Below are 11950 nucleotides of genomic sequence, written 5' to 3'. Positions count from 1 at the left end.
CATGGCCAGCTCATTCGGTTACCTGAGCACGAGCGTCGACGTCTCGTCCGTATCGTTCGACGCGATCAGCAAGTACATGCAAGTGCTCCTCCTGCGGAACATCGCGACGGGGACCTGGGTCTTCAGCAAGGGCGCGATGCAGTCCGTCAAGGGGTGCGTGCTCGCGTCCCCGTCCACGCCGGACGACAGGGGTCAGACCGACCAGGACTATGTGCATCACTGGATCCGGGACGCGGCCATCTGCATTCCGGAGGCGCTCGACAACCCGGTCTTCACGGCGCGGACCATCTGCGAGGATTACACGATGTTCTCGGCGCTGTGCCAGGAGAACGCCGAGCGAGCGAGCAGGTTCGCGCTGGCGTGCTTCCACATCGACGGCACCGTGCGCGACAACTGGACCTCGCAGACGGATGGCCCGGCGCACCGCATCTTGTCCCTGCTCGCCATCGAGGATCGGCTCTCGCTGCAGGCGCTCGCCACGGCCAGGTCCGTCATCGAGAAGGACACCCGGTACCTCCTCTCGGCCTACAAGGAGCAGACGCACAACCTCTGGGAGGAGACGGCCGGGTTCAGCTTCTATGCCCGCTCCGTGCAGCGAAAGGCGTTCCTCTCGCTGATCAGCCGCGCCGACGAGCACGGGCTCTCTCCGTACATCAACGACATGTGGGCGGCCGCGGAGTGGCTGGGCAGCCAGATGGCGACGCACCAGGGCACGTACGACGGGCAGCCGTACTACGCGTCCATCACGGGGCCGAACGGCAGGCCCGTCGAAGGCAGGGGAGCGACGCTCAACGTCGATGTCGTCATGTCGGCCGTCTACGGCTCCACGAACTGCGCGGATCCGGTGCTGCTCTCGACGGCCGCGCTGGTGCGCGAGGCGTTCACCCAGGGCGACCGGCGGTACCGCATCAACGACGCCGATTGGGCGCTGCCTCGGAGCAGGGGGCCGATGATCGGGCGGTACCCGGAGGACACGTACGACGGCAACCTGTCGGATGCTGGTCCGGACGCCGGTCACCCGTGGGCGCTCACGACGTGCAACTTCGCGGAGCTCTATTTCATGCTCGCGGCGAAGATCAAGAGCTCCCCCGGCGCCGTGCTCGTGAACGCCACGACGCAGAAGTTCTTCGCGCAGGTGGGCGTGAGCGATCCCGCCGATCCGGACATCGCGGCGAAGCTGATCGACGCGGGCGACAGGATGCTCGAGGCGGTGATCTACCACTCCGATCGCCTCCAGCTGAGCGAGCAGTTCGATCGCGACAACGGGTACGAATGCAGCGTGAGCGATCTGACCTGGAGCTACGCCACCTTCCGGAGCGCGGTCAGGGCGCGCGAGGCCGCTGTGGGGGATTTTCCGAGCCGCCACGGGTAGCCTCGTTCTCCACGAGGTCGGCCGCCCGGGGTGGTGATATCTCACTCGCGCGGAGGAACTTCACTCAAAGGCTGTATGGTGGGAAGTCCTCGGGTTCGCCCTCGACGGACAACCCGCTGCGCCGTCCAGGGACGTGGGCGCGGCGCGGAGAGCTCAGGCGGCTCGCTGCCCAGCCGAGCCCATGACCACCGAAAAAGCCTCGTCATCGCGCGCTCGGGTTCCCTCGATCCGGACGAACACCGCGCAGGGCGCAGTCCGAGCGGCCGCTTCGACCACTTCGATTTTTTTGGAAGAACCCCCTTGCGCAACTACTTCTGGATCCGTAGAAGTAGTGCGTGCCCTCGACACTGGAGCGTCACGCTGAACAACTGGCCGCGCTCGGTCACCCCGTCCGCCTCGCGGTTCTGCGCTTCGTGGTGCAGGCCGGCGCCGACGGCGCATCCGCAGGCGAGATCCAGGCGCACATGCACATGCCTGCATCCACGCTGAGCCATCACCTGAAGCGGCTCGTCGACGCCGGCGTTCTAAGGACGCGCGGAGAAGGAACGTTCCACTACTACAGCGCCGACTACGCGGCGCTTCGCGGCCTCACGGACTACATCTGGGAGGACTGCTGCAAGCGCGGGAAGAGTTGCTGTTAATTTTTTTCTCCATTATTTCGAAAAATTTGGAAGGATCACCTGAGATGAACGTCCTCAAGCCTCACGTTTCGCTGAACATCTCCAACATCGATGCCTCGGTCGCGTTCTACGAGAAGGCGTTCGGTGTGCGCGCCGCGAAGCGTCGGCCTGGCTACGCCAAGTTCGACCTTGCGTCGCCTGCCCTCAACCTGACCATGCAAGAGGCGCCGCGCACGGGCGTCAACGCGAGCCATTTCGGCATCCAGGTCGCGAGCACCGACGACGTGCTCGAGGCCAGGCGCGCCTTCGAGGCGGCCGAGCTCAAGACCTTCACGGAGGAGAACACCGCGTGTTGCTATGCGGTGCAGGACAAGGTCTGGATCGAGGACCCCGACGGCAACTCGTGGGAGGTGTTCGTGGTGAAGGGCGACGCGGACGTGATGGGAAGCCAGCCTGCGAAGAGCGAGCCTGCGAAGAGCGAGGCGGCGTGCTGCGCGCCTGGCTGCTGCGCGCCCGCGAAGCTCGGCGATGCAGCGCGCTGATCTCACCCGAAGGGCCGTCGCCGAAGCGCTCGGGACGGCCCTCCTTCTCGCGACGGTGGTCGGGTCCGGGATCATGGCGGAGCGCCTGGCCGGCGGCAACGCAGCCATGGCGCTGCTCGCGAACGCGATCGCCACGGGTGCTGCGCTGGTCGCCCTCATCCTGACCCTGGGGCCCATCTCCGGCGCGCACTTCAACCCAGTGGTGACCGTGGCTGACGCTTCGCAGGGCGGCCTTCCCTGGCGCGAGGTGCCACCGTACGTGCTCGCCCAGGTGGCCGGCGCGTTCGCCGGGGTAGCCGCAGCAGACACGATGTTCAATTTGCCGGTCTTCTTCGTGTCGAGGCACGTCCGTACAGGGTTGTCGCAGTGGTTCAGCGAGTTTGTCGCGACTTTCGGTCTGCTTGCGGTGATCTGGGGATGCTCGCGCCGGCGCTCCGAGGCGGTGCCGCTCGCCGTGGGTGCGTATATCACCGCCGCATACTGGTTCACCGCATCGACCTCGTTCGCGAACCCTGCGGTCACCGTCGCCCGCGCCGCGACCGACACGTTCGCCGGCATCCGTCCCATCGACACCCCGGGTTTCATCGTCGCCCAGGTCGCCGGCGCTGCGGCCGCGACAGTGTTCTTCCGCTGGCTGGTGCCAAACCTGCCCCAGCGCGCATCCGATGTCGTCGTTCCACGGGAGGAGGCCCGCACGTCATGACAACCACACCGAAGCTGATCGTCTTTGCCTGCGTCCACAATGCGGGCCGATCGCAAATGGCCGCAGCATGGTTCAACGCCCTGGTCAACCCGTCGCAGGCGCGCGCCATCTCGGCCGGCACCGAGCCCGGCTCGCGCGTTCACCCCGAGGTGCGCGAGGTGATGCTCCAGGTCGGGATCGACCTGTCCGGGTCGACGCCGCAGAAGCTCACGGACACGCTCGCAGCGGACGCGTACATGCTGATCACGATGGGCTGCGGCGAACCTTGTCCGGCGATCCCAGGCATTCGCCGCGACGACTGGCCCTTGGAGGATCCGAAGGGAAAGCCGCTGGAGCGCGTCCGTGTTATCCGCGACGAGGTGAAGGCGCGCGTCGAGGCGCTCATCGCGGCCGAGGGGTGGAGTTGAGCAACGCGAAGATCGAGCCGGCTGCGTCGGGCGATCTCGACGTGGTTCGGGAGCTCCTTGTCCGCGCGGAGCTACCGACGGCGGGCCTGCTCGACCAGTTCCCCGCCGCGTACGTGATCATGCGGCGCAGCCTGGAGCTCGTGGGCGTAGCTGGGCTCGAGACGTACGGGCGAGCTGGCCTGCTGCGCTCCGTGGCCGTGGAGCGGACGCTTCACGGGCAAGGGCTCGGCCGGGCGCTCGTCGCCAACCGCATCGATGCGGCGCGGGTGGAGTCGCTCGAGGCCGTCTACCTGCTGACCACGACCGCTGCGGACTATTTCCGGGCGCTCGGCTTCGCCTCGACGCCGCGCGAGGCGGTTCCAGCCGACCTCGCCGCCTCCCTGGAGTTCGCCGGCGCCTGCCCGGCCTCGGCGGCCTGCCTGGTGCTCCGCTTGTGAGGCCAGGAGGCCGCGCAGCTTCAACTCCGGGGTCCGCTCCTCGGGGCGGAGTCAGGCTCGGTCCTCGGACGCCACCGAGATGGCAACGCTCCCCCTCTTGCGCGCTCTGAAGAAGGATCGGCAGCGCGACCTGGGTCGAGAGAAACACGCCACCTTCCTTCAACGAGCCCTTGCAGCGCGAGAACGACGTCTTGCCCACGGCGTCGAAGAGGATGTCGTAGTCCTCGCCGCCCTTGGCGAAATCCTCCTTGGTATAATCGATGACGCTGTCTGCCCCCAGCGACTGCGCGACGTTCACCTGCTCGCCCGCTCGCCCGGTGCGGCGCTGGACAGCCCGGCGCCGCTCGGGGAACACTCGGGCATATGGGATACGAGGGGGACGACGATAGCGCTCAGCTGGCTCGCCGCCTGGAGGCGATGGAGCAGGAGATGGACTCGCTGCGGGCGGACGCACGCAGATGGCGCGCGCTGATGGCGGCGCGCTGCTTCAGCGTGTCGATCCACCACCCCGTCGGCAGGACCCACGCCGTCAATGCCGGCTGGGAAGCGCTCTGGCGGGCCCCAGCCGAGGCGTTCTTCCAGCTGAACTACAACATGCTGGAGGACCCGCAGCTCGTCGAGAACGGGATCATGCCGCACGTCGAGCGGTTCTTTCGCGGCGAGGAGGTCGCGATCCCGCCGATCAGCTACGACACCGACGCTGTCGAGGAGCTCACGGGCAAGGCGGGCGGCGCGGTGTGGGTCTGCTCCTTCGGCGTGCCGGTGCGCGACGCCGGGGACGGCTTCGAGGGCGTGCTGTTCCAGTTCGCCGTCCCGGAGGCGGCCGAGATCCAGCACAAATACGAGGCCCTGATCGAGGAGCAGCGGACGCTCCAGGCCTCGCTGGAGGCGCGGAACCGGGAGCTCGAAGAGACGGTGCGGGTGATCGCGGCGCAGCGGGACGCGATCCAGGCGATGAGCGTCCCGGTGATCCGCGTCGCGGACGGCGTGCTCTGCCTCCCCATCGTGGGCATGATCGACGACGCGCGGGCCAGCGCGCTCCTGGAGCGGCTGCTCGCGGCGATCGCCGCGCAGCAGGCGGCGCAGGTGCTGCTCGACATCACCGGCGTGCCGGCGCTCGACGCCCGGGCCGCCGCGCAGCTCGTCGGGGCGGCGTCCGCAGCGCGGCTGCTCGGCGCGTCCTGCACGCTGGTGGGCGTCTCGCCCGCGCTGGCGCAGACGCTTGTCGAGCTCGGCGTCGACCTCGGCGGCCTCGACACCGCGGCGACGCTGGCCGAGGGGCTGACCCGGGCCCTCGCCGCGCGCCGCGGGGCGGCGCAGCGGAGCGCGGCAGTCGCGGCGCAACGGAGCGCGGCGGTCGCGGCGCAGCGGAGCGCGGCGGTCGCGGCGCGCGCGCCCGAGCGAGGCGAACGGGGAGAGGCGCATCGGCCGGCGGCGCTGCCCCGTGGAGAGGCGCATCGGCCGGCGGCGCTGCCCCGCGGAGAGGCGCATCGGCCGGCGGCGCTGCCCCGTGGAGAGGCTCCGTCCCGCAAGCGGTGAGCGCTCGTCCTGCTACGGCGCCGCGTCGTCCTTGGCCGGCGGGGCGCCGAGCCCGAGCTCCTTGAAGAGGAACGCGAACACGTCGGCTTGCTCCTCGATCTCCTCGGAGAGCGGTGTCCCGGCCCCGTGGCCCGTCGAGCCGCTCGCCCGGAGCAGGATGGGCGCCGAGCCCGACGAGGCCGCTTGCATCCGCGCGGCCATCTTCCGCGAGTGCCATGGATCCACCCGCGGGTCGTTGGCGCCGGTCAGGAACAGGGTCGCCGGATAGGCGGTCCCGTCCTTGACGTGGTGATACGGCGAGTAGGCGTGAAGGGCCTTGAACTGCTCGGGGTCCTTCACCGTGCCGAACTCGGTCACGTTGAACGCCCCGTTCGGCGTGAGCTCCACCCGGAGCATGTCGTAGATACCGACGTGCGACACGACCGCCTTGACCATCTCCGGGTGCTGCGTGAGCTGCGCTCCCATCAGCAGACCGCCGTTCGAGCCGCCGCGGATGGCGAGCCGCGCCGGGCTCGTGAAGCGCCCGTCGACGAGGTGCTGCGCGCACGCCGCGAAGTCGTCGAAGACGTTCTGCTTCTTCGTCAGGTTGCCGCCGCGGTGCCACGCCTCCCCGAACTCGCCGCCGCCGCGCAGGTTGGCGATCGCGACCACCCCTCCTTGGTCGAACCACAGCCGGTAGAGCGGGTTGAACCCGGGCGCCATGCTCGTCCCGTAGCCGCCGTATCCCGTGAGCAGCGCCGGCGCGGTCCCGTCGAGCGGCGCGCCCTTCCGGCGCAGGATGTTGATGGGAACCTTGGTCCCGTCCTTCGAGGTGCACGCCTCCCGGGCGACCTCCACGTCGGCATAGGAGACAGGGGCCGTCATCGCGAGCGGCGTCTTCGTCACCTTGCCGTCCCTGGCCGAGTACGCGAACCAGGCCGCCGGCTCGGTGTAGCTCACGCCCCGAAAGAGCATGTCGTCGCCTTGCGTGCGCACGACCTGCCGCACCGAGGAGACCTGCGGGATCGGCACCGTCCCGAGCGCCTTGCCCTTCAGATCGAAGACGCGGACCTGCGACGGGCCGCCGAGCAGATCGCGGACGTAGAGCCGCCCTGTCGTGGGCAAGAAGTCCTGGATCACCGCCTCGCTCTCGGGCACGACGAGCTCCGCCCTGGCGAGGTCCAGCTTGCCCGGCGAGAGGCGCAGCACCTTGCCGCGCGGCGCGTCCTTGCGCGAAAGCAGGTAGAGCCGGTCGTCGGCGCCGAACACGACCCGGAGGATCTTGTCGGGCAGGTCGGCGAAGCGCGTCCACTTGCCCGAGGCGTCGAGGAGATAGTGCCAGTACTCGCCTCCATCACCGTTCTGCACGCTGGCGAGCACGAGCTTGCCGCTCTCGCTCGTCGTGAGCTCCACCTCGGCGATGCGGGGGAATTCCGTGCCGAGCGCGTACTTGTCGTCCTTGTCCGGCGTGCCGAGCTTGTGGAAGTAGATCTGCTGAAAGAAGCCCATGTCCTCTCGCGGGCGCTCCCCGGGCCGAGGGTGCCTTGTGTAGTAGAACCCCTTACCATCGCCGGTCCACGCCAGGCTGCCGCCCGCGGTGCCGCTGTTCGCGTAAGGGACTGTGTCGCCCGTCTCCTTGCCCGTCGCCACGTCGTAGACGCGCACGGTCCCGCTCTCGGTACCGCCTTCGGACAGGGAGACAGCCACCTTCTTGCCGTCGCGCGACGGGACGAACCAGTCGATGGTCGTGTGCCCTTTCGGGTCGATGGCCTCTGGATCGACGAGGGTCCGCGCGGAGGCGGGGTCGTTCACGGACCTCAGCACGACGAGGAAAGGCTGCTGCTTCGGCGGCTGGTCCTTGAGCGCGAAGATCTGCCCGCCGGCCTCGTCGAGCGCGTAGTGGTTCGCGGAGGTCGCCGACAGGATCTCCTGCACGCGCGCCCGGATGGCGCCGCGCGCCGGCACGGCGTCGAGGGTGGCGCGCGAGAGCTGGTTCTGCTCGGCGACCCAGCGCTCCACCTCGGGGGAGCTCCCGTCCTCCAGCCACTGGTAGTCGTCGACGACCCGGGTGCCATGGTACTCGCTCGCCACGGGCCGCTTCGCGGTCGCCGGATAAGGCAGCCGCCCCGGTCCGGAGGGCGCTGCCGGCGCGGCGTGCGGCGGCGGGGTCGCGGCGGCCGGGGACGCGGCCGGCTTGTCCAGCGGCCTCGACGCGGGGGCGCTGCACGCCGCGAGCAGCGGCAGCACCAGGGTGACGGCGGGGGTCGTACGCAGGCGGTTCATGTCGCAGACGCTAGCCGGCGACAGGGCGGTCACGGAAGAGGGCGAGCGCCGTCGCGATCCTGCAACCGTGCAAGCTGGCTCCTCGCAGAATCGAAACCCGCCCGATCGTCGCCCGAGACATAAGTAGGGGATTTTCCGAAGGGTGTACTTGGTACGGAGGATGCTTAGTCAGGGACCAGCTCCGCCGGCGGCCTCCGCCTAACACCCCGAGGCGCCCGGCGGCGCTGCTATTTTGTCCTCTTGATTTCGGGCGGCCGCTCTGGTCACGGCGCCTCGATGGTCGAGGCCGCGGGGCGCCGGCGTCCCTGCGTCGATGGCAGAGGTCGCCCGGGCACCCGGGCAGCGCGCGAGGCGCGGCGCCGTTCCTGCTACCGTGCGCCGCATGGCGACTCACGGGAACGAAGGGGCGGCTGCGAATGGCGAGGTCAGCGAGATCGACGAGAGCGTCCTGAGGGATCTCGAGTCGAGGTACGCCGACGTGGCTTGCCCGGTGCACGGCGGACCGCCGAGCTTCGAGCTCGCGCCCGACGGCTCCGTGATCGAGCGCTTCTGCTGTCCAGCGCTCCTCTCGATCGTCCGCGAGCTCCAGGTCGCCGCGGGCGAGCGCCCTCCGCCTCCAGAAGGCGAGGACGAAGAGGTCAGAGGCTAGCAGCTCCTCGTCCAGCGAAATTGCCGCGCGGAGCTCGTCGCACGTTCAACACCGGGCTTGGCGCGCAGCGGGTTCGCTCACCATTCTTGGTTCAGCTCGAACGGTGCGGCGTATTTTGAAACGCTGCATGTATATCCGTCGGGGCTACGACCATCGAGGACCAGCGCGCGCGCCGCCGGATCGAGGACACGGCGCCACGCGCTCAAATGAAGGTGCGCACAATCTGTCCCGGTGTCGCCCACCGCCACCGGAAGCTCGCCGGACGCAGCCACGGTCTGGCCGACCATCCCCGTGGCGTCGAACGGGGCTAGATGAGCGTAGCCCACAAAAAATCCGGGTATTCTGGAGCTCTCGATGATGAGCTGATACCCCCTCCCAGGATCGTTCGCGCTCTTGCCCGCGAATCGAATGATCCCGCTGATCGCAGAGCGCAAGCGCATAGGCCCCATCGTGATCTCCGTGTCGCAGCCGCCGAGCGTCGTGTTCCAGTCGTCCGCGGTCGCATCGGAGCACCCATGATAGGGGCTCCCCTCGACGCGCCTCCACGATTTTGATTCGAACGGCCAGGCAAGGATGCTCATGCCATCCTCCCGGATCGCCTCGCGGTCCGACGCCTGCACGGCCGCCGCCGGCCTGGCCTGCGCGGTGAACGTCACGCGATCGATGTTCACGTTGATGTGGTGGGCGCCGCCGGCCGCCTGGCATGCCCCCGGAGTCGGCTGATAGCCAAGAGGGTCATGGTCAGACACATGCACCTTGTACGACTGGCCCGACGTGAAATGGAACATCCCCAGAAGCGACGTGCGCGGCGTCAGCGTGGACGCCCACTGGTCGATGACCACCTCCGACGACTTGAAGTCGTCTTCCACGCCGTAGCGCACCGCGCGCGACTGGTCGCAGAAGGCGAAGTATTCGGCGTACACGGGCTGCTCGCCGCTCGATGGCGCCGAGATGGTGAACGTCGCCGTGCAGTCAGGAACGCTGACGCTATAGGTCCAGAACCAGCTGCCCTGAGGCCCCGCGTAGCACCCCACGAGGTCGGTGCCGCATGATTGCTTTGTGATCGACGCGTCGGACGTGCACGCGAACGACACCGACGGGAGCTCGTCGTCGACGGTCGTCTGCATCGGCTCGGTGTCGAGGTTGTATTTCATGCTCGCCAGCGCTCGCAGCCCTGCTTCAGCGGTGCTCGCCGCATCTCTCCAGAAGGAGATCGTCGCGTCCCGTTGGCCGCCGACAAAAGGATCCACGGCCAGGTAAACGAGCCAGTTGGTGAAGCCGAGCTCCTCTCCTTCGACGAACGACGACGCCGCGCGCGCGAGCTCCGCGAAGGCAATATACTTGAGCTCGGCCAGCTCCACGCCGTCGACCTTCACGTCTGCCCGCTCGAGGCCGTAGGCGTAGAGCGTCGACAGCGCGCACAGGGTGCTCGACCGCCGGTGCGCATCCCCATTCCCGAGGGCCAGATCGAGGGCGAGCCCTGCAGCTGCCGCCAGCTTGGTGCCCGCCGCCTGCGTGATGAGCTTCGCTTTCACGAGAGAATCGACGATCACGGCGGGCAGGCCGATCGTCACTCCAGCCTCCAGGAGCGTGTCGACGGTCACGACCCCGTGCTCAGCCGCCTTCGCCACCGCGACCACGAGCTCGTTCATCTGCGCGTCGTGACGAGCCGCAACGCGGCCTGCCGCCACCTCGAATCCGGCCACGACGGACGGATCGGTGCTCAGCCCTATCGAATCGAGGTAGGATCTCATCACCTCGATGCGCGTCAGGTCGGCGGCCTGCGAGAGGACCCAGAGCAGCTCCACCTGAGCGGCGCCCTCGTCGAGCTGCGCGCCGACGGCGACGAGCTGAAGCGCTGCGGATAGCTTGCTGAACCGCGCCTGAACGTTCGCGAAGGTCGTATGCTTGAAGGAGGCCGGCTGGTCGGCGTACCAGCCCCACAGCCCCCGCAGTCCCCGATTGACGTGCTTGCTGAGCAGAGCCTGTGAATAGAGGAGATCGGCGCTGGACGCGAGCTCGTTGCGCGCGGACGCGAGGATCTGAGCCGCGATGGCGTAATGCGCCCCGCCGTCGCCCACCGTCGGCCGGAGCAGGACCTGCTCGAACACGTCCGTGAAGACGCCGTGCCGGAAGATCGGGTCGCTATAGGCGGTGCGGAAGATATTATTGACTGGGGGGCCGTCCCACACGCCGAAATCGAAGTTGATAGGGCACACGTGAATCGCGCTTCGAACGGTGCCGATCTGGACGAGATCGAGCTCCGGCAGCTCGGGAAGGGCGACCGCATGAGACGAAAAGTGGTCCACGAGGAACGCGGCGTGGGCCCCATCCGACGTTACCATGGCGCTGGCGTACTCCCCCGTGGACATGAGGGAGCGCACCCACGCTCCCTGCACCGGGTCAAAATAAAGGGCTGTCAGGGGTCGCCCCGGCGTCAAGCGCCGCGTGAGCGGGACGAGGACGAGGGCGGGGGCATCGAAGACCGTCCCCTCCGGCAGGAGCTCCACGCCACCGACGAGGACCAGACCGTCGGGGAGAGGGCTGGCGGCCGCAGCGTCGCTCAACTTCGCTATCGTGATGTCCGTCGGCGCCGAGAGCGCGTCGCGGGGAATAGAAATGAGCCCTGGACCGCCGCTCGAGGATACAACGCCTCCCATGGGACCGACTGTGCCTGTCACCGGGTCGCCGCCCGTCTCGAGCTCGGCCGGGTCGACCAGGTCGACTATCTCGACGTCGACGAATGTTCCAGGCTTCGACGCGACTCGAACCTCGAGGCGGTGCTCTCCGTCGTACAATCCACGGACGAGCACGTTGAAGGCCGCGGGCCTGCCGTTGAAGTCGTCGGGCGAAGCGGCGCGCAGCGACGTATCCAAGGTGATCCACGCCGCGGCGGCCGCGTGGCCCTTCTCCCCGCCGGTCGAGACACGAAGGCAAATATCACCCGCTGCCGCAAACATGACCGCGCCGACATCTGGCGCCTTCTTCGCGCGATCGACCCGCACGTGAGCTAGGGCTGGCCCGTCGCATGGCCCTTGAAAGGATACATCCGGAATGGCAGCTGGTTGGGGAGCGTCGCCGCGCGGCGCTTTGCCGTCCAAGCAGCCGGCTGTGATCGCAACGAGAAGGCAGCAGATCACGCGAATGAGCGTGAACGATGGGTGACTCATGATTTCCCCCGCGCTCTGCGCTATTGGCCGGCAGATCGTATCGGCTCGAGATGGAAGAAAAAAGAATCAAAGCGATTCAGAAATGTCAAGAGCAGTTCACGTCGCTCACATGAGGCGACAGAGGGCTCCCTATGCGCCCGCTCTCCTCCTGAAGAGCGACACTGTGTCAACAACATACTCACCCGGGTTGCGGTACCTGAACCAGCATTTCTAGGTCACCGTCCTGAGCCGACGGGCATGACATGACGA

At 68.1% G+C, this 11950-nt stretch carries 10 protein-coding genes and 1 pseudogene; 8 read left to right on the top strand and 3 right to left on the bottom strand.

The features are described 5' to 3' along the window. Nucleotide 1 precedes the first annotated feature (1 nt). From WMF44_RS04320 to arsN2, 6 genes are all read left to right on the top strand, one after another. The gene (locus tag WMF44_RS04320; RefSeq protein ID WP_437297851.1) at nucleotides 2–1372 is read left to right on the top strand and encodes a glycoside hydrolase family 15 protein; all 1371 of its coding nucleotides are present in this window, start codon (nucleotides 2–4) and stop codon (nucleotides 1370–1372) included. A gap of 335 nt (nucleotides 1373–1707) precedes the next feature. Then, entirely contained in the window at nucleotides 1708–2013 is a 306-nt protein-coding gene (locus WMF44_RS04315; protein WP_437297850.1) for an ArsR/SmtB family transcription factor, read from the top strand. Between the two features lie 44 nt (nucleotides 2014–2057). Continuing rightward, the gene (locus tag WMF44_RS04310) at nucleotides 2058–2534 is read left to right on the top strand and encodes an ArsI/CadI family heavy metal resistance metalloenzyme (protein ID WP_437297849.1); all 477 of its coding nucleotides are present in this window, start codon (nucleotides 2058–2060) and stop codon (nucleotides 2532–2534) included. Beyond that, entirely contained in the window at nucleotides 2521–3237 is a 717-nt protein-coding gene (locus tag WMF44_RS04305; RefSeq protein WP_437297848.1) for an aquaporin, read from the top strand. The genes WMF44_RS04310 and WMF44_RS04305 overlap by 14 nt, the downstream gene beginning before the upstream one ends. Then, nucleotides 3234–3644 (top strand): arsenate reductase ArsC, encoded by a 411-nt coding sequence (locus WMF44_RS04300; protein ID WP_437297847.1) that lies wholly within the window; start codon nucleotides 3234–3236, stop codon nucleotides 3642–3644. Before WMF44_RS04305 ends, WMF44_RS04300 begins: the two co-directional genes overlap by 4 nt. Then, nucleotides 3641–4081 carry an arsenic resistance N-acetyltransferase ArsN2 gene (gene arsN2 / locus WMF44_RS04295; RefSeq protein ID WP_437297846.1) on the top strand — a complete coding sequence of 147 codons (441 nt, stop codon included), beginning with the start codon at nucleotides 3641–3643 and terminating at the stop codon, nucleotides 4079–4081. The genes WMF44_RS04300 and arsN2 overlap by 4 nt, the downstream gene beginning before the upstream one ends. 136 nt (nucleotides 4082–4217) lie before the next feature. Here arsN2 and WMF44_RS04290 read toward each other — a convergent pair. Continuing rightward, nucleotides 4218–4379, bottom strand: a pseudogene (locus WMF44_RS04290) (zinc-binding dehydrogenase); the annotation flags it as partial. A gap of 65 nt (nucleotides 4380–4444) precedes the next feature. On the opposite strand from WMF44_RS04290, the gene WMF44_RS04285 reads away from it, so the two are divergent. Then, the gene (locus WMF44_RS04285) at nucleotides 4445–5620 is read left to right on the top strand and encodes an STAS domain-containing protein (RefSeq protein WP_437297845.1); all 1176 of its coding nucleotides are present in this window, start codon (nucleotides 4445–4447) and stop codon (nucleotides 5618–5620) included. 12 nt (nucleotides 5621–5632) lie between these two features. Here WMF44_RS04285 and WMF44_RS04280 read toward each other — a convergent pair whose 3' ends face one another. After that, on the bottom strand, nucleotides 5633–7882 hold the full coding sequence (locus WMF44_RS04280; protein WP_437297844.1) for a prolyl oligopeptidase family serine peptidase: 2250 nt from the start codon (nucleotides 7880–7882) through the stop codon (nucleotides 5633–5635). Between the two features lie 382 nt (nucleotides 7883–8264). On the opposite strand from WMF44_RS04280, the gene WMF44_RS04275 reads away from it, so the two are divergent. Continuing rightward, nucleotides 8265–8531, top strand: coding sequence for a hypothetical protein (locus tag WMF44_RS04275; protein ID WP_437297843.1), 267 nt, complete (start codon nucleotides 8265–8267; stop codon nucleotides 8529–8531). Nucleotides 8532–8608: 77 nt separating this feature from the next. Here the strand turns inward: WMF44_RS04275 and WMF44_RS04270 are convergent, their stop codons facing one another. Further along, on the bottom strand, nucleotides 8609–11491 hold the full coding sequence (locus WMF44_RS04270) for a hypothetical protein (protein WP_437297842.1): 2883 nt from the start codon (nucleotides 11489–11491) through the stop codon (nucleotides 8609–8611). Between the last annotated feature and the right edge of the window lie 459 nt (nucleotides 11492–11950).

This window comes from Sorangium sp. So ce426, from assembly GCF_051475585.1.
Lineage (GTDB): Bacteria > Myxococcota_A > Polyangia > Polyangiales > Polyangiaceae > Sorangium > Sorangium cellulosum_B.
This window is presented reverse-complemented; position numbering and strand designations above follow the sequence as displayed.